The organism is Paraburkholderia sp. BCC1885, assembly GCF_900996235.1.
Taxonomy (GTDB): Bacteria; Pseudomonadota; Gammaproteobacteria; order Burkholderiales; family Burkholderiaceae; genus Paraburkholderia.
The window spans coordinates 76537-99214 of the sequence record NZ_CAAJGM010000111.1 but is presented as its reverse complement, the minus strand read 5'-3'; the positions used below and the strand labels follow the sequence as shown (position 1 = coordinate 99214).

Annotated in this window: 20 protein-coding genes; 10 read left to right on the top strand and 10 right to left on the bottom strand. The window is 65.4% G+C overall.

Translation table 11 applies throughout. The annotated features are described in order from the left end of the window. Positions 1-196 precede the first annotated feature (196 nt). Complete coding sequence (locus tag FQ755_RS09490) at positions 197-2347, top strand: hybrid sensor histidine kinase/response regulator (protein ID WP_144153445.1); 2151 nt, start codon at positions 197-199, stop codon at positions 2345-2347. A gap of 222 nt (positions 2348-2569) precedes the next feature. Beyond that, positions 2570-3595 (top strand): aldo/keto reductase, encoded by a 1026-nt coding sequence (locus tag FQ755_RS09485; protein ID WP_144153443.1) that lies wholly within the window; start codon positions 2570-2572, stop codon positions 3593-3595. Between the two features lie 105 nt (positions 3596-3700). On the opposite strand, the gene FQ755_RS09480 is transcribed toward FQ755_RS09485, so the two are convergent. The 10 genes from FQ755_RS09480 to FQ755_RS09435 form a co-directional block, all read right to left on the bottom strand. Continuing rightward, entirely contained in the window at positions 3701-3985 is a 285-nt protein-coding gene (locus FQ755_RS09480) for a hypothetical protein (protein WP_144153441.1), read from the bottom strand. Then, positions 3982-4497 (bottom strand): hotdog family protein, encoded by a 516-nt coding sequence (locus FQ755_RS09475; RefSeq protein ID WP_144153439.1) that lies wholly within the window; start codon positions 4495-4497, stop codon positions 3982-3984. Before FQ755_RS09475 ends, FQ755_RS09480 begins: the two co-directional genes overlap by 4 nt. Further along, a complete protein-coding gene (locus FQ755_RS09470) occupies positions 4494-5315 on the bottom strand; it encodes a beta-ketoacyl synthase chain length factor (RefSeq protein WP_144153437.1) in 822 nt (273 codons plus the stop codon). The genes FQ755_RS09475 and FQ755_RS09470 overlap by 4 nt, the downstream gene beginning before the upstream one ends. Next, positions 5312-6547 (bottom strand): beta-ketoacyl-[acyl-carrier-protein] synthase family protein, encoded by a 1236-nt coding sequence (locus tag FQ755_RS09465; RefSeq protein ID WP_144153435.1) that lies wholly within the window; start codon positions 6545-6547, stop codon positions 5312-5314. Before FQ755_RS09465 ends, FQ755_RS09470 begins: the two co-directional genes overlap by 4 nt. 80 nt (positions 6548-6627) lie before the next feature. Next, the gene (locus FQ755_RS09460) at positions 6628-7563 is read right to left on the bottom strand and encodes a polysaccharide deacetylase family protein (RefSeq protein ID WP_144153433.1); all 936 of its coding nucleotides are present in this window, start codon (positions 7561-7563) and stop codon (positions 6628-6630) included. Beyond that, a complete protein-coding gene (locus FQ755_RS09455; RefSeq protein WP_144153431.1) occupies positions 7560-10097 on the bottom strand; it encodes an MMPL family transporter in 2538 nt (845 codons plus the stop codon). Before FQ755_RS09455 ends, FQ755_RS09460 begins: the two co-directional genes overlap by 4 nt. Next, complete coding sequence (locus FQ755_RS09450; RefSeq protein ID WP_144154597.1) at positions 10097-10687, bottom strand: LolA family protein; 591 nt, start codon at positions 10685-10687, stop codon at positions 10097-10099. The genes FQ755_RS09455 and FQ755_RS09450 overlap by 1 nt, the downstream gene beginning before the upstream one ends. A 123-nt stretch (positions 10688-10810) precedes the next feature. Continuing rightward, positions 10811-11809 (bottom strand): acyl-CoA synthetase, encoded by a 999-nt coding sequence (locus tag FQ755_RS09445; RefSeq protein ID WP_144153429.1) that lies wholly within the window; start codon positions 11807-11809, stop codon positions 10811-10813. Further along, a complete protein-coding gene (locus FQ755_RS09440) occupies positions 11806-13740 on the bottom strand; it encodes an AMP-binding protein (RefSeq protein ID WP_144153427.1) in 1935 nt (644 codons plus the stop codon). The genes FQ755_RS09445 and FQ755_RS09440 overlap by 4 nt, the downstream gene beginning before the upstream one ends. 137 nt (positions 13741-13877) lie before the next feature. Continuing rightward, positions 13878-14534, bottom strand: coding sequence for a hypothetical protein (locus tag FQ755_RS09435; protein ID WP_144153425.1), 657 nt, complete (start codon positions 14532-14534; stop codon positions 13878-13880). Positions 14535-14991: 457 nt separating this feature from the next. Between FQ755_RS09435 and FQ755_RS09430 the strand changes: the two genes are divergently transcribed. From FQ755_RS09430 to FQ755_RS09395, 8 genes are all read left to right on the top strand, one after another. Continuing rightward, positions 14992-15252 (top strand): phosphopantetheine-binding protein, encoded by a 261-nt coding sequence (locus FQ755_RS09430; protein WP_144153423.1) that lies wholly within the window; start codon positions 14992-14994, stop codon positions 15250-15252. 4 nt (positions 15253-15256) lie between these two features. Beyond that, positions 15257-16042 carry a glycosyltransferase family 2 protein gene (locus FQ755_RS09425; RefSeq protein WP_144153421.1) on the top strand — a complete coding sequence of 262 codons (786 nt, stop codon included), beginning with the start codon at positions 15257-15259 and terminating at the stop codon, positions 16040-16042. 140 nt (positions 16043-16182) lie between these two features. Then, entirely contained in the window at positions 16183-17070 is an 888-nt protein-coding gene (gene rbsK / locus FQ755_RS09420) for a ribokinase (protein ID WP_144153419.1), read from the top strand. A 10-nt stretch (positions 17071-17080) separates the two neighbouring features. Then, complete coding sequence (gene rbsD, locus FQ755_RS09415; protein WP_144153417.1) at positions 17081-17479, top strand: D-ribose pyranase; 399 nt, start codon at positions 17081-17083, stop codon at positions 17477-17479. A 91-nt stretch (positions 17480-17570) separates the two neighbouring features. Next, a complete protein-coding gene (locus FQ755_RS09410; protein WP_144153415.1) occupies positions 17571-19088 on the top strand; it encodes a sugar ABC transporter ATP-binding protein in 1518 nt (505 codons plus the stop codon). Positions 19089-19138: 50 nt separating this feature from the next. Next, the gene (locus tag FQ755_RS09405; protein ID WP_313957442.1) at positions 19139-20077 is read left to right on the top strand and encodes an ABC transporter permease subunit; all 939 of its coding nucleotides are present in this window, start codon (positions 19139-19141) and stop codon (positions 20075-20077) included. Between the two features lie 139 nt (positions 20078-20216). Then, the gene (gene rbsB, locus FQ755_RS09400; RefSeq protein ID WP_144153411.1) at positions 20217-21161 is read left to right on the top strand and encodes a ribose ABC transporter substrate-binding protein RbsB; all 945 of its coding nucleotides are present in this window, start codon (positions 20217-20219) and stop codon (positions 21159-21161) included. A gap of 218 nt (positions 21162-21379) precedes the next feature. Further along, on the top strand, positions 21380-22405 hold the full coding sequence (locus FQ755_RS09395) for a substrate-binding domain-containing protein (RefSeq protein WP_144153409.1): 1026 nt from the start codon (positions 21380-21382) through the stop codon (positions 22403-22405). Positions 22406-22678 lie beyond the last annotated feature (273 nt).

Here is a 22678-nt window from a genome sequence, read left to right as displayed (position 1 = left end):
GAGCCTCGCGGGGCTGCCCGTCTCGCAGCAGCACGCCATTGAACCTGCTGTACACGCCATCCATTTGTGCTGTTGAGCGGCCTGTCGTACAGTCAGGCCACCGAAACCGGCGCGGCTGATGTGTCAGGCACGACGTGTGCAGCGGCTCCGGTTCGACCTACACTGAAAAACATCGACCTTCAGAGGAGATCGTCACGTGCAACATGCGGAGCGCGCCGTCGTCGACTTACCGCTGCCGTTACGCAACTTTGCTGCGACGCGGCGCATTTTGCTGGTGGTGCTGGCCGCGTCGATCCTGTTTCCGCTCGGCTGCCTCGTGGGCTACGGCTACCTCGACTATCAGCGCCGCATTGCCGACGCCGACGACATGATCGACCGCCTCGCGCGCGTGACCGAGGAGCAGGCCGTCAAGGTGCTGGACCTCAACCAGCAGATCAGCGCCCGCATTCTCGAACTGCTGGACGACGAAGACGAGGCCGCGATTCATGCTCATGAGGCCGACCTGCATCAGCGGCTGCGGGTGATCGGCGGCGACTTTCCGCAGGTGGCCGCCATTGCCGTATTCGGCGCCGACGGCAAGTTGCTGGTGAATAGCCGGGCCTATCCGGCACCGGTCATCGTCAACGGCACGCGCGACGATTTCGTCACGGCCAAGGCGATCCGCCCCGAACCGTATTTTTCGTTGCCGATGTACGGTCCGGTCTCGCAGACCGACGTCTTCAACACGACGATCGGCCGCTCGGCAGCCGATGGACGCTTTCTCGGCGTGGTGTCGATTGCCTTGCGCAGCGCCTATTTCTCGCGCTTTTACGCCGACCTGACGGGCGGCGACCCGTCGCTGGCGCTGGGCCTGTACCGCCAGGACGGCCAGTTGCTGGTCCGTTATCCCGGCTGGCCGCCCGGCACCGAGCCGCTCGCGCATACGCCGTTCACCAACGCGCTGCGCGACAAGGAACTGTCCGGCCATGTGCGGATGACCTCGAGCGTGGATGGCGTCGAACGGCTGCTGGCGTTCCGGCGGGCCGGCGACTATCCGCTCTACGTGATGAGCGCGTATGCCACCGAGGCGATTTTCCAGCAGTGGTGGCGCCACTTCGTTTTGATCGCGGCGATTACGGTGGTGCCGTGCATCGCCATCTGGCTGCTGGTGTTTTTCTCGCTGCGCCAGCTCGAAACCGAGCGCCTCGCCTGGGAGCGCTGGCAGGGCGAGGTGGCGATGCGTCTGTCCGCCGAAGCGTCGAGCCGGCAGTTGCAGCGCATGGGCGCGCTCGGCAACCTGGTCGCCAATGTCGCGCATGACTTCAACAATCTGCTGATGGTGGTTTCGGCCAATATGCAACTGGCCCATCACAAGGGCTTCAACAACCTGAAAACCGAAGTGACGGCGGTGGAGCGCGCCACCCAGAGCGCGGAGGCGCTGACGCGGCGCCTGCTGAGCGTGGCGCGCAAACAGCCCCTCAAGCAGGAGCCGATCGACTTCGCCAAATGGCTGCCCGGCGTCGGCACGTTGATCGATGCGGCGGTGGGCGACAAGGTGCAGGTCACGGTCAACGTGGTCGAGGATAGCTGGCGCGTGCTGGCCGATCCGACCGAGCTCGAATTCGCGCTCGTCAACCTCGCGGTCAACGCGCGCGACGCAATGCCGGACGGCGGGCGCTTCGTGATCCGTTGCCAGAATACCCGGCTGGTGTCGAGCGACACGCTGCTGCCTGACGGCGAATACGTGCTGATTTCCTGTTCCGACGACGGCGAAGGCATGAGCGAAGCGGTGGCGCGGCGTGCCTTCGAGCCGCTTTTCACCACCAAGCTGCAAGGCTCAGGCACGGGCCTGGGGCTCGCCCAGGTGCTGGCGATGTGCGAGCAGTCGGGCGGCACCGCGAAGATCGACAGCGTGCTGGGCAGCGGCACGACCGTGCGTCTGTACATACCGCGTTACCGCGAGGCGCGCGCGGCTTCGAGCGTGGCCGACGACGCGGCGCTCGATGCGCGCTCGGCGTCCCAGGGCGTGGTGCTGCTGGTGGAGGACAACGAGGACGTCGCCGCCGGCATCGCGGCCGTGCTCGAGACATTCGGCTGCGAGGTGCAGCACGCCCCCACCGCCGACCGCGCGCTCGATGTGCTGGCCGCGGGCGAAACCTTCGAACTGGTGCTGTCCGACGTGCAGATGCCGGGCAAGCTCAATGGCGTGGATCTGGCGGAACGGGTGCGTCATTCGTGGCCGGCGCAGAAAATCGTGCTGATGACCGGCTACGCCGACGAGCTGGAACGGGCTCGGCATATCGGCGTAGAGATTCTGGCCAAGCCGTTCAATATCGACGAACTGCACGCGCTGGTTAGCTGCGGCTAACGGTTGCTGGAAGCCGGCGCCTTGAGGCCGCCATCCGAGGCGAGCACCGGGTCTTGCGATGAGCCGCGCATAGGAACTGCCCGGGCCGACGGACAGGTAAAGTCCGCTCCCGCCTGGAATTTTTACAGCGCCATGACGGCATGCGGGTCTGCCGACACGATCGCAAGGACACGCGTAGACTGAAGCCCCGTTGCCCCGTGGCAATTTTATGGAGGATATTCAATGGAATACAGACATTTGGGCGCATCCGGCTTCAAGGTTCCGGTCCTCAGTTTCGGCACCGGCACATTTGGCGGCAAGGGTGAGTTCTTCGAGGCGTGGGGCGCAACGGATGTCGCCGAAGCGCGCCGCCTGATCGATATCTGCCTCGACGCGGGCGTGTCGATGTTCGACAGCGCCGACATCTATTCGAGCGGTTCGTCGGAAGCGGTGCTCGGCGAAGCGATCAAGGGCAAGCGCGACAAGGTCATCATCTCGACCAAGGCGACCTTCCGTTTCAACGACGAACCGAATAACGTCGGCTCGTCGCGCTTTCACCTGATTCAGGCCGTCGATGCCGCCTTGAAGCGGCTGCAAACCGATTACATCGACCTGTTCCAGTTGCACGGCTTCGACGCGAAGACCCCCGTCACCGAAGTGCTGTCGACGCTCGACGATCTCGTGCGGGCCGGCAAGATCCGCTACACCGGCGTGTCGAATTTCTCCGGCTGGCATCTGATGAAATCCCAGGATGTGGCGGACCGCTATGGTTATCCGCGCTACGTCGCCAATCAGGCGTATTACTCGCTGATCGGCCGCGATTACGAGTGGGAACTGATGCCGCTCGCCATCGACCAGGGCGTGGGCGCGGTGGTGTGGAGTCCGCTCGGCTGGGGGCGTCTGACCGGCAAGCTCAAACGCGGCCAGCCGTTGCCGTCGACGAGCCGCCTGCACAAAACCGCCGACATGGGGCCGCCGGTCGCCGACGAATATCTGTTCCGCGTGCTCGACGCCATCGACGAAGTGGCCGCCGAAACCGGCAAGACCGTGCCGCAGATCGCCTTGAACTGGCTGTTGCAGCGGCCGACGGTATCGACGGTGCTAATCGGTGCACGTAACGAGGAACAGTTGCGGCAGAATCTCGGCGCCGTGGGCTGGAATCTGACGCCCGAGCAGATGGCGAAACTCGACGCGGCGAGCGCGGTGCGGCCGGCGTATCCGTACTGGCATCAGGAAGGCTTCGCGGAACGCAATCCGTCGCCGGTGTAACGCGGCGCGCGGGAAGTTCAAGCCAGGGTTGGCGGTGTGTCGCGGAACTGCGCCGCGCCGTCGACCTGGCAAGCCGAACGGTCGCGCGCGTTACATCGCGTCAAGTTACGTCTTTTCTTTCACCCAGCGCCTGGTGGCGTGATAACCATTGCGCGTGGTGTTCGCTACGGCATGGCCGGCGCTTTTGGCGCCGCGCCCGATGGCATGGCCCGCAGACCGCGCACCGTGCCCGACCGCACGCCCGGCGTTGCCGATGGCGTGACCGGTTTCCTTGCCCGCGGTCTTCACGTCGGTTTTGAATTGATGGGCGCCTTCCGCAAGGTCTGCATGCGCCAGCGGCGTCAACGCGGTCAGCGTGAGCGTGGCGAGCAACAGCCTGAACTTCTTCATGACACAGGTCCTGAGTGAGAGCCGGGGTGCGAGGCACGCGCGGCCGTTAGAGTTGCGCCGCTGGCATCGAGCATGACGGCGGCGCGGCCGCTCAGCAGCAGGCGCTCGTCGCACCGCAATGCGAAGCGGTAGAGGATATGGTTGTCGTTGCCGCTCAGGCGTGCGGCTTCGACGCTCAAGAGGCCCTCAAGTGTATCAAGCCGGCCGGTGTGCGCTTCGACGTCGCGCACGCTGGCGAGAAACCCCGCACGCGGACGCTCCTGCGCCGCGCCGAGCAGTGCGCCATGCAAGGCCATGGCCTGCGCGGCATATTCGACGCCGCAGATTGCGGCGAGGCGGCCATGCGCGCGCAGCGGATTGTGTGGGTCGCGGTGACTGCCTGTCGTGCAGGCAATTGCTTCGGCATCCCAGGCAATGACGGTGTCGAGCAGACACATCGAACCGCTATGCGGAATATGCGCGGCGATCCAGGCGTGGTCGAGTGGCGGTGAGAGGGTAAAGCCGGCGGTCATGGTGCGGGCTTGCCGACCACATTCGGCATGGCGATATCCAGTTGCAAGCGGACATCCTGCAGATAGTCGAGCACGACGCTGGACGTGCGTTGCGCGGCGAGTGCATCGAGCAAGGGCAGCGCGCGGGCGGCGGGGTTGCTACGGCGCATCTGTTCGAATCCGGCCGTAGCGAGCACGGTGGCGGGTGCGTCGGTGAGGCGCGCATCGATGCGTGCCAGCGTCTTCGCGCTTTGCGTCGGCGCAAGCACCAGCGCCACGCCGAAGGCGTCGGGGACCGGCCGCACGTCGCGCATCGGCGAGGGGTAGTCGGTATCGAAGGCGATCAGCAGGGTGGGCACCCCGTCTACGGCGACCTGGCAGAGCGCTTCGAGCAGGCCGGCGGCGAAACTGCCGTCATATGCGCACAGCACGTTGGAGGGCGCCATCGCCCCGGTGGCGATGCTCCAGTAACCGGCCGGCGCATTGTGGACGGAGTTGTGAAAGCGCGTCGGCGACAGCTTGCGGTCGTCGCTCGCGAGCGTCTCGCAGATCATGTGACAGTTCTGGCCGTCGCCGCCCGAGGCGGCGAACACGGTGGCGAGCGACGCCGCCGCGCGGCCGCTTTTCGTCACCGCTTCAAGGCCGATCGCAATGGCCAGTTTGACGCCGGTGCCGGTGCGGCGACGCTCGGCGGACGGCAGGCTGGCCGGGGCGGGAATCACGGTGCGTGTCGCGACGAAAGACGTGTTGCCGGCCAGCACGGCCTCGGCTTCGGCCCAGCCATTCAAGCCCGGCCCGACCAGCCCGACGCCTTCGATAAAGGCATTTAACCCGATCATGACGCGGCGCCTCCGTCAAGCACGTAAGCGGCTCGCGCGAACAGCAGGCTGCAATTGGTACCGCCAAAGCCGAAGGAATTGCTGAGCGCGGTGCGCAGGATCGCCGGGCCGCCCGTCAGTTGATAATTCAGTCCCAGCGCGGTATCCACCTCGGTGGTGTTGATGCCGGCCGGCAGCCATTGCTCGCGTAGCGCGAGCGCGGCGATCACCGCTTCGAGCGCGCCGGCCGCGCCGAGCGTGTGGCCGGTCGCGCCTTTGGTCGAACTGCAGGGCGTGTCATTGAAGAGTGTCTTGACGGCAGTGCTTTCGGCCGCATCGTTGCTCGGCGTGGCGGTGCCATGCAGGTTGATGTAGTCGATGCCATCCGCTGCGATGCCGCTGCTCGCGAGCGCCTGTTCCATCGCGAGACGCGCGCCGAGCCCTTGCGGATGCGGCGACGACATATGGTAGGCGTCGCTCGATTCGCCGACGCCGGCCAGCAAAACCGCGTCAGCAGGCAAAGGCGGCGTGGTGTCATTGGCTTGCGGCACGCGCTCCAGCAGTGCAAACGCCGCAGCCTCGCCGATCGAGATGCCGTTGCGCTGCACATCGAACGGCTTGCATGGACCGGGCGACAACAGTTCGAGTGAATTGAAACCGTACAGGGTAGTGAGGCAAAGCGAATCGACGCCGCCCACCACGGCGGCATCGATCAGTCCGGCGGCCAGCATCCGACGCGCCGAGCCGAACACCTTGGCGCCCGACGAGCACGCCGACGAAATCACGAACGCCGGTCCCTGCAAGCCGAAATACGCACGCACGAAGGCCGCCGACGAATACGGGTTGTGGGTCTCGGCATAGCGAAAGGTCGCGGGCAACGCGCCGCTGTGCGGATCACGTTCACGGTAGGCCTGTTCGGTTTCCAGAATGCCCGCCGTACTGGTGCCGATGAACACGCCGATCCGTTGCGCACCGTAACGCCGCGCGGCGGCCGCCACCGCCTCGGCGAAACCGTCCTGGTTGAGCGCCAGTTGCGCGAGCCGGTTGTTGCGGCATTCGTAGTCGCTCAGATCGTCGCGCACGGTCTGGTCGTCGATGCCGTCCACGGCGCCGATCCAGGTATCGAGCGTGGCGCGTTCGAAGTGGCAGGGCGCGAGGCCGCCGCGCTTGCCGCGCAACGCGTCGAACGTGGCATCGAGCCCGCGGCCGATGCAGCTCGTGGCGGTAAAGTGCGTGAGCACAAGAGGTTTCACGACGATGCAGTCCTGTGGTGAGTTCGACGAGGCCAGCGCGCCGGGCGACGTGCAGCGCGCCCGCCTGGTTGGGTCGACGTTTATCGGTCCATGGTAGCAAAAGGTGTGCGTGCTTCAGCGCCTTCGCGGCCTTCGGAGCCTTCGCGATCATTGCAGACATCCGGCGCAATCGCGGCGCGCAGTGTCGTGCATGGCAGGTTAGCCGCCCGCGCTGCCTCGAGCACGGCGGGCAGCACGTCCAGCACCACCGGCTGATTGCGTGCGTCGCGAGCCGGATTGCCGTCGTGTACCAGCAGGATGTCGCGCGGCGCGAGGCCGCGCAGCAGACGGCGCGTCACGACGGCGGCATCGCGTGTGCGGGTATCGAAACCACGCCGCGTCCAGCTCGCCAGGTGCAGCCCGAGCCGGCACAGTACCGGTTCGAGAAACGGATTGCGCAAGCCGGCCGGAGCGCGAAAGAACAGTGGCCGCATGCCGCCGATTTCGCTGAGCGTCTGTTGCGCCGCGTCGATTTCGCGCTCCAGCGCCGCCGGTCCCAGCAGCGAAAAATGATGCCGATGCTGCTGGCTATGGTTCTCCACCGCATGGCCTCGCGCGACGATCTCTTCCACGCATCGCGGATGGCGGCGCGCGGCATCGCCGATGCAGAAGAAGGTCGCACGCGCCTCGTAGCGATCGAGGATGTCGAGGATGCGCGGCGTCACTTCGGGGTTCGGGCCGTCGTCGATGGTGAGCGCGATCTGTCTGCCCGCGGACGGCGGCAACGCGGTCCAGTTCAGCCCGAGCAAGGCGCTGCGCGGCCATAGGCCCGCGGCCGTCGCGCCCAGATGCGAGGCGACCACGCCGCCGACCGCCCACGGCCAAAGCGCCGGTTGCAGCACAAGCGCCGCCGCGGCGCCGGCATGCAGCACCGCCGCGCTCTTTATGAACGGCGAGGGCCGCCAGCGCCGCGCCGTCCCTGGCGCGGCGGGCGTGGCGCGTGGCGTGACGTTGGGACGGGGCGGCGTCGAAGTCATACACGCTCTCCGGCGCGAGGTTCGACCGTCGCGGAGGTTTGGATGGGGGGCGCGCGCGTGATCGCAGGAGCGAGAACCGCCGAAAACAGCAGGGCGAGGATCGCACCGGGTCCCACCGTCAAACCGAACGCCTTGAGCAGCGGCACGCGGGCCAGCGCCAGCAGGCCGAAACCGGCCACGGTCGCCAGATTGGCGATCATGAGCGAGACCAGCGTCTGCGGCGTGATGGCTGACAGGCTGCCCGCGCCGTGACTCGGCCGGTTGAAAAACAGCGCGTAGTTCGACCCCACGGCAACGATCAGCAGCATGCCGATCAGATGAAGAATGGTCAGTTGTTCGCCGGCGAGAGCGAGGCCCGCGCAGACCACCAGCACGGCGGCGACGAGCGGCGCCAGGGTGCGCACGACTGCCCGCGGCGAGCGTAGCGCAATCAGCAGCAGCACGATAATCGCGCCGAACCCGGCGAGCGACAGGTGAATGTCCTCGCGCACGTAGTTGCTGTAGAGACGATCGGCTTCGGCTTTCATGTCGACGAATAGCGCCTCGGGGACTTGCGCGTTGGCCACTGCGGCGCGGATCGTGTCGGCGTCGAGGCTCGGTTCGTCGACGGTGGCGGCATGCGTGGCGTTCTGCGCGTGGTCCGGCGCGCGCAGCGACAGCATCGCGCTCCAGCGGCCCGCGCGTTGCGTCAGCAAGGCATCGACGGCGAGCGCCATCGACGTGCCGCGCAGATCCGCGCGTTGCAGAAGCGGCTGCTGGCGAGCCGCGTCGACGTCCGCGATAAACGGCGCGAAGGCCTCGGGCTTCACGTTGACGGATTGATTGGCGACGGCCTCGCGCATGCGCGCCGCGAGCACGTCGGCAGGCGGCAGGCTGGCGAGGCGGGCGCGCTGCGCGGCCATGCTCGGCAGATACAGCGCCGGGCTCTCGTAACCGGCCAGCACGCCTTTATCCACCAGCGGCTGCAATTGCGCGCCCACCTTCTCGGCGCCTTGCAGCACCGCTTCCTGGCTCGGGCCCGAGATCACCACCAGGTAACGCACATCGGGGGCGCCGACAGCGGCGCGCAGGCTTTCGTCGAGCGCCTGGCTTTGCAGCGAGACGGGACTCAGCGCCGAGAGTTCATGGCTCCAGACCTGCTGACGATGCAGCCCAAGCAGCGCAATCGACGCCGCCAGCAAAACCACCAGCGGCCAGCGCAGACGCGGCGCGGCGGCCGTCAGTTTTGCGAGCACCGCGCCGAGCGGCGCGACGTCGCGGATCGCGAAACGCGCGCCACGCAGATGCGGCAGCACGAAGCGCGTGACCAGCGCGGCGGCCGTCAGGCCGGCAATCGAATACAGGCCGAGTTGCACGAGGCCGGGAAAGCCCGAGAACAGCATCGAGGCGAAACCGCAGATCGACGTCAGCACGCCGAGGCGGATGGTTGGCCAATAGGCGGCGATCCAGTCGCGCAGGGCGGTGTCGTTGCTGCTGCGGGCGATTGGCGCAGCGGTTGCCGGCGATTGCGCACGCGAAGACTGCACGAACAGATAGATCGAATAATCCACCGCTTCGCCGATCAGCGTCGTGCCGAAACCGAGTGTGATGCCATGCACCGTACCGAAGGCGAGGCTCACAGCCGCGAGTCCGGCGGCCACGCCGGTCAGCACCGGTAGCAGGCCGAGCATGAGTGTCAAGGGCGAGCGGTACACCACCAGCAGCAGCGCCACAATCAAGGCGAGGCTCACGGCGGAAAGCCGCGCCACGTCGTGCTTGATGTTGTCGCGCGTCTCGACGGAAAACACACCGGGTCCGGTCATCAGCAGTCGATATGCGGCGGGGTTCGGCAGGGCGCGAGTCGCGGCGTCGAAGGCATGCTGCAGCGCTGCCATGGCGCGGGCCTGGGCGTCGGTATCGGAGCCGGCGCCCGCGGTCTGCACCACCATGACCGCGCGCCGGCCGTCGCGCGACGCCCACACGCCGTCCTGCGACGACGGCTGCGCGCCGCTGTCGAGACGGTTGACGAGCGTGGCGACCTCGCCGGTCGGATCGTGCGGCAGCAGGTCCTTGGTGAACATGCCCGCCGACGACCCCAGCAGATCGAGGCTGTCGCCAAGCGCCTGATGCAGTCCATCGACCGAAAAGCGCTGCGGCGTGACCGCAGGACTCAGCACATAGCGATGCGCGAAGATGAACTGCTGGTCGCGCGCCTCGCTGACCGGTTCGCCGTTATTGACCGAGGCGAACTGCGCATCGCCGCGCACGGTGGCCGCGATCCGGCGCGAGAGCGCGGCGCGCGTGGCCGGATCGCCGCCTTCGATGCCGACCAGAATCAGCCGCGACACCAGGCCGTCGCGCAACTGGTCGACCAGCACGCGTTGCCCGGCGCTCGGCGAACGCGGCAGGAAGGCCGACAGATCGGCGCTGAAGCTGGTGCGGCTGATCACGACGGCACAGGCGAGCAGAAACACGAGCCACGCCAGCACGGCGCGTTGCCGCAGCAGCCGGCCGATGCCTTGCTGCGGCGTGCGGGTGGCGAGCGGCTCGTGCATCACTGGGCCGCGTCGTTTTGCAGACGCATCAACGAATGATCGCCGCCGGCCTGCTGGATGGCGACCGTGTGCAGCAGGTCGCGCGTGCCGGTCAGCGTGATGCTGCTGACGCTTTTCAGCATGCGCGAATCGAGTGGCGTGAGCGTGAGCGTCCAGTCGTCGCCGCTGCCTGCGACCTGCACCTTGTAGACCTGTTCGAGCGCGAAACGGTTGCCGGCGAGCGTCGCGCGAATGCTTTCGATGAAGGCCGACAGGTCCGGATACTGCGTCAACGCCAAGGTGTATTGGTGGCCGTTGCGGGCGATGGTGAGCTTGTCGCCGTCGACTACGAGGTCTTCCGGTTTCGGGCTGTCCGTGCGTTTTTCCAGGTGGTCCGGCGCCGTGAACACGAGTTCGCCCGAGGAAGTGACGGGCTCGCTGGCGATGGCCAGGTACTTGGTTTCCACGAAGCTGGCGTGGCCGGACTTCTTCTGGCCGAGCGTCGACATCAGCCGGTCGAGGGTCCAGCCTGGCTCGTCGGGACTGGCCGCGTGCGCGGTGTGCGGAACGAGGGCTATGGCGGCGACGGCAAAAAGCGTGGCCAGCGTCATCGCCAGCCTGGCGGCAAAGCTGCGGGCCTTGTTGTCGGCGTTAGCCTCGGCCCTGGCTTTGACGTTACCCCTGGCTTTATGCCGCGGCGCGATACGGAATGGTGGGCGTGCTGCAATCATGCGTCAGCTATTCCTGCTGGTCGTGGTCAGATCGGCGGTGGCGCGCACCGCCGGCGCGGAACTTCGGGCCGTGGCCGCCGCAGCGGGTTCGGCTGCGGGATCGGTGTGCCAGAAGTCGTAATAGTTGAACCAGTTATACGGCGCCGCCCGGCAGTGCTGCTCCAGCAAGGCCACGTAGCGCAGAAGGGCTGCTTCGACCGCGGCGGCGCGTTCGCTGCGCTCGACCTGCGAGAAATCCACCAGCTTTTCGAAGTGGATATCGTAGCGGTTGCCGCCGCGATACAGCCCGGTCATGAAGATCACCGGACGCTTCAGCATTGCCGCCATATGCAGGGGCCCCAGCGGAAACGCCGCCGGCTTGCCGAGAAACTCGACCCAGCGCACCGAATCGCGCGCGTCGCCGAGCAGGGTGCGGTCGGCGAGCATGCCGATCATGCTGCCGCCGTCGAGATATTCGCGCACCTTGAGCATGGAGTCGACCTGGCCGAGTCCGATGATGTCCTGCTTCGCGGCCGGATTGATGGAAGCAAGAATCCGGTTGATGCGGCGCGCGTTGTCCTCGTACATGGTCACGGCGACCTTGAATTGCGGCCGGCTGCGGCCAATGGTGCGCACCACTTCGAAGCTGCCCAGGTGCGCGCCCAGCAGAAACGCGCCGCGTCCCGCATCGAGGGTGGCGCCGACCATTTTTTCGCCCGACAGATGCAGGTCGAACAGCTCGTAGCGTTCGTTGAGCAGATAGATGCGGTCGTGGATAGTGGCGCCGAACACGATCAGGTGCCGCCAGACATCGAGCCAGTTTGCCGGCCGGCCCAGCGCCTGGGTGAGATAGGCGCGCGAGGCACGGCAGGCGGCCGGCGAAAACAGCATGAAATAGATACTGGCGGGCGCGAGCACGATGCGGCTCAGGCGCCGGCCGAGGCGCAGCGACAGCCACGTCATGAAACGCATGGAGGTGATGTTGCTGCGCTCTTTGCGTTGCGTCCAGGCGGGGCGTTTCATGCGCATACCGTCTCCCCGCTTTGCACGGGCGCGGCGAGCACGCCGCTGGCGACCGCGCGCGCCTGGGCGCTGACGGTGAAGCGGATCGCGCCGCTCGCTGTGGTCTCGAACGTGAGGTCGAGCGGCGCGCCGGGTGTGGCCGGGCTCGGGAACTTGGCTGAACTGAGGCGGCAGGCGTCGAGCGAACGGTTCAGCGCGGTGCCGATCGCACTGATCGCGTGATCGAGCAGAACCACGCCCGGCACGATCGGCTGGCCGGGGAAATGGCCGGCGAGGGCGGGGTGATCGGCGGGGATCGTGAAGGTGAGCGGGGACGTGGCGGGTTGGATGGTTGGCATGGTGGTCGAGCGGGCAGCGGCATTGGCCACATTTGCGACGTTGTGGACGTTGGTCACGTGAGCCACGTTGGCGGCGGGAAGCGCGACCGACGTCCTGGCTGAAGGTGAGGCCGCGCGCGCATGCTGTGCAGCCAGCATCGTCAGCACATCGCGCGGCAGCTTGCCGGTTGCATTGCGCGGCAGCGTGGGGACAAAGATCAATGGACGCGGCATGAACGCCGCGTCGATGCGTTCGCGCAGCGCGCGCAGGACCTCCGCCTGCGTGAGATCCTGCGCCACGACGAAGGCGACGAGACGCGTGACATGCTCGCCCCTGAGCATCGGCCCGATGCTCAGGGGCGGCTCGTCCGGCATGAAAAACACGCCGTCAGTCACACCTGGGATATCGTTCAATTGATGATTCAGGTAGCCCAACGAAGTCCGCTTGCCGGCAATATTGATGAGATCGCCCTTGCGTCCGTGCAGCAGAAAATGGCGGGCATCGATGGGTTCGAGCACATCGCCCATCGGTATCGGTGCCTCGATATGGCCGCCGGAGACCCAAACGGTGGTGTCGTCAGCCGCTTCGGCTTCACCGTCCGCCGTGCTCGCCGGGACGCCGGCCGTGCGCCGCGTCTCCATGCGGATCTCCGGATACAGCGCCCATGCCGTGCTATGTGCCGTTCGCCGCGTCGCGATCTGGCCGCTTTCCGTGCTGCCGTAAATTTCGAGCAAGGGCGCATCGAAGCGAGCCTCGGCGCTGCGGGCGAGCGCTTCGCCCAGCGGTGCGGTGGCGGACACGATCAGCGCGACCGGCGGCAGCGGCTGCTCCGACATCAGCAATGCCCGCAGATGCACCGGCGAGGTCACGAGCACTCGCGGCGACGGCACGGCGGCGAGTTCCGCGGCGACATCGCCCGGATAGAACGGTTGGCCGTTACTGAATGCGAAGCCGCCGATCAACGCCAGCAACACGGTATTTTCGAAGCCATACATATGCTGCGGCGGCACTGTGCCGACCAGCGTGCAGGCGCCGGTTTCGGCAAGACCCAGGCGCGCAGCCGAAGTGCGCAGGCACTGCACCAGATAACCCCATTTCTTGGCGTGCGGTACCGGCACGCCGGTCGAACCGGAGGTGAACAGATACGCCACGACCTGCTGCGCGTCGATCTGCGGAACGATGAAGTTTGAATCCGCAGCGGCGACTGAGCTTGCGTGTGGAGCGAAATCTAAAGCGGCCTGCAAAGCGGAGCGAGGCGCAAGCGCCATTGCAACGGACTCCGAAGGAAATTGGAAACGTGGCAAATCGACGTCGCAGTCCGCGCTATCGTGCAGGCAGAACGTATCCGGGGCGAACGCTGCCAGTTGCCGCACGGCCTCGGGCGTATGCGCGGAGGGCAGCAGGCTGATCTTGCCGGCCAGCAGCGTCGCGCATAAACCGACCGCGAAGCGGTAGCGGTCGGCGCACATGTTGAAGACGTGGGAGCCCTCGGGCAGCGCCGTGGCGAGGTGCATCACGTCGGCGAGAAATGCGCGCACGGGCACCGGCGAGCCATTGCGCCAGGCAATCGTCTGGGTGGATGACGAGTGGAACAGCAGAGGAAGGCTCGGCATAACGTCAACCAAATTCGTAACTATGAAGGCGCTCGACAGTCAGGCGACGGCGTGCGCGGCGGCGCTCAAAACCGGCTTGATTGCGCATGCTATCGCGCAGCGTTGCGCCCACGTTACCGCACATGCCATTGCACATACTATTGCGCACGTCCGGCGCGGCCATGCATCGTATGCTGATACGCGCGCGCCGCGGCGAACATACTGGCGCGCTGCACATTGGGCAACGCCACGCGCCGCCAGGCATGTTCGCCGACGAACATCGCCGCCACCAGCGGCAAAGTCATGTAATTGGCGAAGGTCGACCACACCACCAGCGGTGAAGCGACGAATAGCAGCGTCGACAGGCTCGCAACGGCGAGGAAGAAAGCCGTCCATGCCACGGTGATGCGCCGCGTGTAATGCGCCACGGCCGGCGTGAGCTTGCCGTGGATCACCGTCGCAAACTGGCTGCACAGCGGCTGGCGGCCGGCCGCCAGCGTGCGGCCGAACATAAACGCCATGATAAGCATGATGCTTAGATGTTCGAAATATGCGCCCCACTGGAAGTGACGGATGAGCGGGGCGCGCGCCATCCAGAGCGCCACGCAGCCGCACGCCCAAAGCGGCAGCAACCAGACGCGCCGGGGCGTGCGTGCCGCGGCCGCGAGTGTGATCAGCAGAAGCGGGGCAAGCACGACGGCGAGGCCAAAACCTTCCGCGCCCGGCGTGCTGGCCGCGTAGTGTGTGCCGAGTTCGCACGCGGCGATTACACCGAGCGTGGCCGCACCATGGACGATACGCTTTAGCTGCGCCATGACGGACTCCCTGCGGAACTGCAACGAAGCTCGGCCTCGTTGCGATCCGCGGCGAACAACACACCAGCAAGAAGATCGATACGCTGCATAGGGGATTGTTTAAAAGCCGGTTCTTTCATCACACGAATGGTGCGCCGAAGTTTCCGGCCGACACCTCTCGCCACGCATTTTTTGTTCCCGATCGGAACCTTAATACAGACCGGCCTCGGCGTAGAGGGGTTCGCACCCGCTTTTGTAACTGTTTGTGTGAGTGCACGGCGGCCGCGATTCTAGCCTACCGTCCGGCCACCGCGCATGGCGGCTTTCGGCTTTCATTCCCTTACCAGGCGCGCGTTGCAAAGCCGTTGCAAAGCAAAACTTCATGTAACCCTTTGTGGGTATACGAGCCGGGATGGCTTCGTCTAGAATCGCCCCAGACTGACAACTTCCATCGGCGCTGATCCCGGCATACAAGACAATGAATAAACTGGAAGAAGAGCTCGCCGCCATGATCGTCGGCGAATTGAATCTCGAAGACGTTCAACCCGATACCGTCACGGCCGATACCCCGTTGTACGGCGAAGGTTTTGGCCTCGACTCGATCGACATCCTCGAAATCGCGCTGCTGATTTCGAAGAAGTACGGCTTCGAACTGCGTTCGGACAATCCTGAGAACCAGAAAATTTTCTCTACGCTCGGCGCGCTCGCGGCCTACGTAGAGGCGCATCGAGTCCGGTAGGTTCATGCGCACAGATAATCCGTCGTCCACGCATCTCGTACTGATTCCGAGCTACAACCCCGGCGAAAAAGTCTACGAAACCGTGCGCAGTGCGCGCGAGAACTGGAACCCCGTCTGGGTGATCGTCGACGGCAGCACGGATGGCAGCACTGCGCGCCTGCACGCCATGGCCGAGCAGGACGCCGGTTTGCGCGTGATCGTGCTGCCGCACAACCAGGGCAAAGGCGCGGCTGTGCTGATCGGACTCGAAGAGGCCGACCGGCTCGGCTTCACGCATGTCCTGACGATGGATTCCGACGGTCAGCACCCAGCCAATCTGATCGCCAGCTTCATGGCCGCTTCGCAAGCCCAGCCCGATACCATGGTGCTCGGCCTGCCGAAGTTCGATTCCAAAGCGCCCAAAGCGCGCGTCTACGGACGGCGCCTGTCCAACGTGTGCGCTAACCTCGAAACCTTGTGGGCGGGCATCGGCGATTCGCTGTATGGCTTTCGCGTCTATCCGGTCGTGCCGCTGCGCGACGTGATGAGCCGGCATGTCTGGATGCGCCGCTTCGACTTCGATCCGGAAGCCGCCGTGCGTCTGTGCTGGGAAGGCGTGCGGCCGATCCAGATCGTCGCTCCCGTGCGTTATTTCCGCCGCGACGAGGGCGGCGTCTCGCACTTCAACTACCTGCGCGACAACCTGCTGCTGGGCTGGATGCATCTGCGGCTCTTTTGCGGGTTTCTGCTGCGTTTGCCGGTGCTGATTCCGCAGCGCCTCGGGCAACGTCTCGAACAGCGGCGCAGTTAGACCCTATCGGGTTAAACCCTGGGATATCTTCCGTCCGGCGGACGGCTCTGGTATAAATCCGCTCCAAAGCTGATTACGTTTTAGCACCGCAAAAATCAAACCGGCGTTACGGCGCCGCAGACGTGGTCCGAAGGAGCGGTATGGCACGGGTGGTCGTAGTAGGCAGCATCAACATGGACATGGTGGTCGCAACCGACGTGTTTCCGCGGCTCGGCGAGACGCTGTTCGGCAAGCGCTTCGCCACCTATCCGGGCGGCAAGGGTGCTAACCAGGCGGTGGCCGCGGCGCGTCTCGGCGCTCAGGTGACGATGATCGGCTGCGTCGGCGCCGATGCCTTCGGCGACGTCATGAAGGCGACGCTCGCGCGCGAAGGCATCGATACCCGCTGGGTCTCGACCGGTCAGGAAGCCACCGGCATTGCCTCGATCACGCTAGCCGGCGGCGACAACGCCATCCTCGTCGTGCCGGGCGCCAATCACGAACTGTCGCCGGCCGATCTCGACCGCGCGCACGACGCCTTCGCGCAAGCCGACATCGTGCTCGCGCAACTCGAAGTGCCGCTCGCCACGGTTCTGCACGCCGCGCGCATCGCCGGGCGGCTCGGCAAGCCGTTCTTCCTCAATCCCGCGCCCGCCGTGGCACTGCCCGCCGAACTGATCGGCCTGACCACGCTGCTCACGCCCAACGAGCACGAGCTTGCAACCGCCTTGCAAACCGCCGGCGAGGACTGGGCGGCGGTGCTCAGGCGCATGCCGGGCCGCATTGCGATGACGCACGGCGAAGACGGCGCCTACACCAGCCGCGCCAATGGCGAACTCGTACATCAGGCCGGTTTCAGCGTGAGCGCCGTGGACACCACCGGCGCGGGCGACACCTTCAACGGCGCGCTCGCCGCGTTCTGGCATCTCGGCGCCGACGAAGCCATGCGCCGCGCCAACGCGGCCGGCGCCTTGTCGGTCACCCGCGCGGGCGCGCAGGGCGGCATGCCCACGCTCGCCGAACTCGAACAGTTTCTGCAGGCTCAATGAAGGCTCAATCGTGAAAAAACTCGGACACCTGAACCGCGACATCGCGCGCGTGCTGGCCGGCATGGGGCATACCGACAGCGTCGTGATCGCCGATTGCGGCTTGCCGATTCCAGACGGCGTCGAATGCATCGACGTTTCGCTCACGCTCGGCGTGCCGGGTTTCTTCGACGTGCTGGATAGCGTGCTGGCCGACTTCAAGGTCGAGCGCGCTGTGTTCGCGAGCGAAAGCCTCACGCAAAACGCCGCGGTGGCGCAGCGTATGACGCAACTGCGCGAGGCGCAGATCGTGGTCGATCACGTTGCGCACGAAGAATTCAAGCGCCTGTGCCAACAGGCGAAGGCCGTGATCCGCACGGGCGAGTGCAGTCCGTACGCGAACGTGATCCTGCACTCGGGCGTGATATTTTGAGCGCCCGCCAACCTGCCGCCACACGCTGCGCGCCTCGCTTCGAGGCACGCGGGCACGACGCGGACGGGCGCATTTCTGAAAGAGGCGTGTCATGCAAGTGACCATGCGGGGCATCGGCAAGGCGTTTGGTCCTGTGCGGGTGCTCGACGGTGTCGAATTCAAGATCGGCGCGGGCGAGATTCACGCGCTGATGGGCGAGAACGGCGCCGGCAAGTCGACGCTCATGAAGATTCTGAGCGGCGTTTACCAGGCCGACGCGGGCGACATCCTGATCGACGGCAAAGCCGCGCCGATCCGCAATACGGTTGAGGCCGAGCGCGCCGGCATCGCCATCATCCACCAGGAATTGAACCTGATTCCGCAGTTGTCGGTGATGGAAAACATGTTTCTCGGCCGCGAGCCGAGTCGCTTTGGCGTGGTGGATTCCACGGCCATGCGCAAGCAGGCGCGCAAATGGCTCGATATGGTCGGCGCCGAGCGCATCGATCCGCAAACCGAAGCAGGGCGTCTTTCGATCGGTCAGCAGCAACTGGTGGAAATCGCCAAGGCCCTCTCGCTCGACGCACGCGTGCTGGTGATGGACGAGCCGACTGCCGCGCTGACGCATCGCGAGATCGAGACGCTGTTCGAGATCATGCTGGCGCTGAAGGCGCGCGGCGTGGCCCTGGTGTACGTCTCGCATCGCATGGAAGAAATTTTCCGTATCTGTGACAAGGTCAGCGTGCTGCGCGACGGCAAGTTCGTCGGCGAACGCGCCGTCAAGGAGACGAGTTTCGATGAAGTGGTGCGGTTGATGGTGGGCCGTGAAATCGGCGAGCGTTTTCCGAAGCGTGCCCATACGCCGGGCGAAGTGCGTTTCGAGGTAAAAGACCTCGCCGACGACGGCAACATCTCCGGCATTTCCTTCGAGGTGCGCAGCGGCGAAGTGCTGGGCGTGGCGGGCCTGATGGGCGCGGGCCGCAGCGAGATTCTGCGCACGCTGTTCGGCGTCAATCGCAGGACGGCGGGGTCGGTGACGCTGGATGGCCGCGCGCTCGACGTGCGCGACGCCTCGGGCGCGATCGGCGCCGGTATCGGCTTCGTCACCGAAGACCGCAAGAGCCAGGGGCTCGTGCTCGGCATGTCGGTGCGCGAAAACGCGACGCTGGTCCATCTTGACCGTTACGCGCGCTTCGGCGTGGTGAACGACGCCGCCGAGCGCAGCGCCGTCGCCGATCTGATCAAGCAATTGCGGATTCGCACCCGCGACGCCGAACTGGACGTCAAGTCGCTCTCCGGCGGCAATCAGCAAAAAGTGGTGTTCGCCAAGTGGCTCGCCGAGCCGCCCAAGGTGCTGCTGCTCGACGAACCGACGCGCGGTGTCGACGTGGGCGGCAAGGCCGAGATCTACACCATCATCAACCAGCTCGCGTCGCAGGGCGTGGCGATCGTGATGGTGTCGTCGGAACTGCCGGAAGTGCTGGCCATGAGCGACCGGATTCTGGTGATGCACCAGGGCAGGCAGAACGGCATTTTCGCCGCAGCCGGCGCGACCCAGGAACTGATCATGACGGCAGCCACCGGCGGCAACCCCACCGTCCAACCCAGCGACAGCGGCGCGAACCGCTGAGATCGAGACGTAAGCGAGACACAAGCGAGACACAAATGGCGCACCTGACCATGACACCCAGTACCAAAGCCACGCTGCAAAAGCTCGGGCCGTTTATCGCGTTGCTGGTCATCGCGGTGGCCCTGTCCATCATCAGCCCCAACTTCCTCACGCTCGACAACCTGCTCAACGTGATGCGCCAGGCGTCGATCAACGCGCTCATCGCCTTCGGCATGACGCTCGTGATCCTGCTGGGCGGCATCGACCTGTCGGCGGGGTCGGTGCTGGCGCTGTCGTCCGTGATCATTGCGAGCCTGATGCAAAGCGGCACGCCGGCAGTGCTGGCGACGCTCGCAGGCATCGCGGCGGGCGGGGTAATGGGCTTCGCCAACGGCCTCGTCATCAGCAAGGGCAAGGTGGCGCCGTTCATCGCCACGCTCGGTTCGATGACCGTGCTGCGCGGCCTGGCGCTGGTGGTCTCCAACGGCAGTCCGATCAGCAGCTTCAACAGCGATTTTTTCTCGCTGCTCGGCGGCGGCTACGTGGCGCGGCTCGTGCCGATTCCAGTCGTGCTGATGCTGATCATGTTCGCGGTGTTCTGGTTCGTGCTGAAGAAGTCGGTGTTCGGCCGCCATGTCTATGCGACGGGCGGCAATGCCGAATCGGCCAGGCTCTCGGGCGTGAAAGTGGATCGCATCCAGTTGTGGGTGTACACGATCTCCGGCGTGATGGCGGCTATTGCGGGCGTGGTGTTGACCTCGCGCCTGAACTCCGCGCAGCCCACCGCCGGCACGGGCTACGAACTCGACGCGATTGCCGCCGTGGTGCTGGGCGGCACCAGCCTGACAGGCGGGCGCGGCTGGATCTTCGGCACGCTGGTGGGCGCGCTTTTGATCGGCGTGCTCAACAACGGTCTCAATCTTATGGACGTCTCGTCGTTCTATCAGCAGGTCATCAAGGGCGGGGTGATCCTGCTCGCCGTGCTGATCGATCGCGGCAATAAAAAATGAAGGCGAAGCCGCGCCCCGGTAAAGGGCGCGGCGGCCGACCGGTTTTTTTACCGCAGTAGCGGCGCAAGCCGCGTAGTACCCCTAAATGAACCCCGTCACACACTACGGACATTTACCTGAAGGATTCAGGAGGACGACAATGAAGAAAATGATTTCTCCGCTGTTTGCAGCATTGCTGGTGGTCGGCATCGCCGCCTGTTCGAAGCAGGGCCCGGATACCGCCCCGGCAGCCGCCGCGAGCGATGCCGCGCCGGCCGCCGCCGGCGGCGCGGTCACGGTGGGCCTGTCGATCTCGACGCTCAACAACCCGTTCTTCGTTTCGCTGCGCAAGGGCGCCGAAGACGAATCGAAGAAGGACGGCGTGACGCTGATCACCGTCGACGCCCAGAACGACCCGGCCAAACAGCAGGCGAGCGTCGAAGACCTGATCCAGAAGAAGGTCAGCGTGATCCTGATCAACCCGACCGATTCGTCGGCGGTGGCCAATGTCGTCAAGGAAGCCACGGACAAGGGCATCAAGGTGATTTCGCTTGACCGCAGCGTGAACGGCGCCGAAGTCAGCTCGCATATCGCCTCGGACAACCAGGCCGGCGGCAAGATGGCGGCGGACTTCCTCGTCGAGAAGTTGGGCGGCAAGGGCAACGTGGTGGAACTGCAGGGCATTCCGGGCTCGTCCGCAGCGAACGAACGCGGCGCCGGTTTCGACACGGAAGTGGCGGCCAAGGGCGGCGTGAAGATCGCCACCAAACAGCCGGCCGACTTTGATCGCGCCAAGGGCCTGTCGGTGATGGAAAACATCATCCAGAGCAACAAGGACATTCAGGGCGTGTTCGCGCAGAACGACGAGATGGCGCTCGGCGCAGTCAAGGCGTTGCAGGCCGCGGGCCTGAAGAACGTCGCCGTGGTGGGCTTCGACGCCACCGACGACGCCATTGCCGCCGTCAAGGCCGGCACCATGGCCGCGACCGTGCAGCAGCAGCCGGAGCTGATCGGCCAGTACGGCGTGCAGACCGCGAAGAAGCTGGTCGACGGCCAGGCCGTGGACAAGTTCATCCCGGTACCGCTCAACCTGTACAAACAGTAAGTTTTCAGCGGCGCGTCCCCGTAGTACCATCTGGCACTGTTATCAACGTCGATGCAGTGCAGGCCGCCACCCGGTCAGAGCCGGCGTGGCGGCGTCCCCCCCAATACCTGTCAGGCGCACGTCGCATCGGCTCATGCCATCGCGTCGCGTGCGTATGAGGGCAGGTTTTGCCTGAGCGGGGCGTCGGGGCGTCGACTACCTGCCGCGAGGAAATCTGCGTGACCCAGTTCGAGCGTCTGACCATTGACGACATCGCCCGTCTGGCGAACGTTTCCCGCACCACGGCGAGCATGGTGCTCAACGGCTATGCCGAGCGGTATCGCATTTCAGCGGCCACCGTCGAGCGGGTCCTGCAGGTCGCCAAAGAACACAATTTCACGCCCTCGCAATCGGCCCGCGCGCTGCGCTCGCGGCGCAGCAATACGATTGGCCTCGTGATTCCCGATCTCACCAACTCCGTGCACTCGGCGCTCGCCCAGGCCATGGAATGGCAATGCCGCGGCCAGTACGGCTATCAGTTGGTGGTGGTGACCAGCGACGAAGATCCGGTGCGCGAAACCGAAGGGATTGCCCACCTCGTCGCGCATCAGGTCGACGGCCTGGTAGTGGTGCCGTGCACGGCCGATGCCGAGCGCTATCAGAAGTGGGTGAAGCGTCTGCCTCTGGTGTTCGCCGATCGTCGCGTCGAACAGAGCGCGATTCCCTACGTCGTGACGGATGCGACTGAAATCGTCGCCACGCTGGTCGGCGACGCGCTCAGGCAGGGCGTGCGCGAGGTAGTCTATTTCGGCGGCCAGGCGGAACTCTCGGCGAGCCGCGACCGTCTCGCCGGGTATCGCCAGGCCTTGGCCGCGCACGGTTTGAGCGAGGCGCCGGACTGGGTCCATCAACGCGACTTCCAGCGCGAATCCGGCCATGCGCTGATGCAGGCCTGGTTCACCGCGCATGGGCGCTATCCGCAGGCGCTGTTCGCCGGTTCCATCACCTTGCTGGAAGGCGCGCTCTCGTTCATGAGCGAGGCCCACAAGCTCACCCAGGCGCCCGACCGGTTGATGTCGTTCGACGATCATCAACTGCTCGACTGCCTGCCGCTCGCCATCGACGCCATCGTGCAGGACAGCCGGCAACTGGCCGAGCAAAGCCTGCGCTGCATATTCTCGATGCTGGAGGGCAATGCGCATCCCGAATCCTTGCAGGTGCCCGCGCATATTCATTACCGGCGTTTATCGCCTGCGTCCGCATAGCCCTGGATAAATAGCGCGGCGCGCACATAAACATGCCCGGCCGACGGTCCGATTCTGCGTGGGATTCGGGTCCCGCAGAGAATCACTTTATTGCGAATTTTCGCTATTAACTAACCGTTGTACGAATATTACGACGCCGTTTGTTTCCGGAATCTTAATGAATGCCGCGCTTTCTGGAATGGTTTTTGCATTTTAGCCATTGGCGCGGTAATACTAGCCGTTGCTGCAAATGAGTATTTCTTTTCTCGCAATGATCTGGCAGGGTCTTGTTCC

What these genes read in the sequence shown, in the direction of transcription:
- FQ755_RS09485 (WP_144153443.1), top strand. Translation starts at nt 2,570, where the DNA reads ATGGAATACAGACATTTGGGCGCATCCGGCTTCAAGGTTCCGGTCCTC.
- FQ755_RS09480 (WP_144153441.1), bottom strand. Translation starts at nt 3,985, where the DNA reads ATGAAGAAGTTCAGGCTGTTGCTCGCCACGCTCACGCTGACCGCGTTG.
- FQ755_RS09475 (WP_144153439.1), bottom strand. Translation starts at nt 4,497, where the DNA reads ATGACCGCCGGCTTTACCCTCTCACCGCCACTCGACCACGCCTGGATC.
- FQ755_RS09470 (WP_144153437.1), bottom strand. Translation starts at nt 5,315, where the DNA reads ATGATCGGGTTAAATGCCTTTATCGAAGGCGTCGGGCTGGTCGGGCCG.
- FQ755_RS09460 (WP_144153433.1), bottom strand. Translation starts at nt 7,563, where the DNA reads ATGACTTCGACGCCGCCCCGTCCCAACGTCACGCCACGCGCCACGCCC.
- FQ755_RS09455 (WP_144153431.1), bottom strand. Translation starts at nt 10,097, where the DNA reads ATGCACGAGCCGCTCGCCACCCGCACGCCGCAGCAAGGCATCGGCCGG.
- FQ755_RS09450 (WP_144154597.1), bottom strand. Translation starts at nt 10,687, where the DNA reads ATGACGCTGGCCACGCTTTTTGCCGTCGCCGCCATAGCCCTCGTTCCG.
- FQ755_RS09445 (WP_144153429.1), bottom strand. Translation starts at nt 11,809, where the DNA reads ATGAAACGCCCCGCCTGGACGCAACGCAAAGAGCGCAGCAACATCACC.
- FQ755_RS09440 (WP_144153427.1), bottom strand. Translation starts at nt 13,740, where the DNA reads ATGCCGAGCCTTCCTCTGCTGTTCCACTCGTCATCCACCCAGACGATT.
- FQ755_RS09435 (WP_144153425.1), bottom strand. Translation starts at nt 14,534, where the DNA reads ATGGCGCAGCTAAAGCGTATCGTCCATGGTGCGGCCACGCTCGGTGTA.
- FQ755_RS09430 (WP_144153423.1), top strand. Translation starts at nt 14,992, where the DNA reads ATGAATAAACTGGAAGAAGAGCTCGCCGCCATGATCGTCGGCGAATTG.
- FQ755_RS09425 (WP_144153421.1), top strand. Translation starts at nt 15,257, where the DNA reads ATGCGCACAGATAATCCGTCGTCCACGCATCTCGTACTGATTCCGAGC.
- rbsK (WP_144153419.1), top strand. Translation starts at nt 16,183, where the DNA reads ATGGCACGGGTGGTCGTAGTAGGCAGCATCAACATGGACATGGTGGTC.
- FQ755_RS09410 (WP_144153415.1), top strand. Translation starts at nt 17,571, where the DNA reads ATGCAAGTGACCATGCGGGGCATCGGCAAGGCGTTTGGTCCTGTGCGG.
- FQ755_RS09405 (WP_313957442.1), top strand. Translation starts at nt 19,139, where the DNA reads ATGACACCCAGTACCAAAGCCACGCTGCAAAAGCTCGGGCCGTTTATC.
- rbsB (WP_144153411.1), top strand. Translation starts at nt 20,217, where the DNA reads ATGAAGAAAATGATTTCTCCGCTGTTTGCAGCATTGCTGGTGGTCGGC.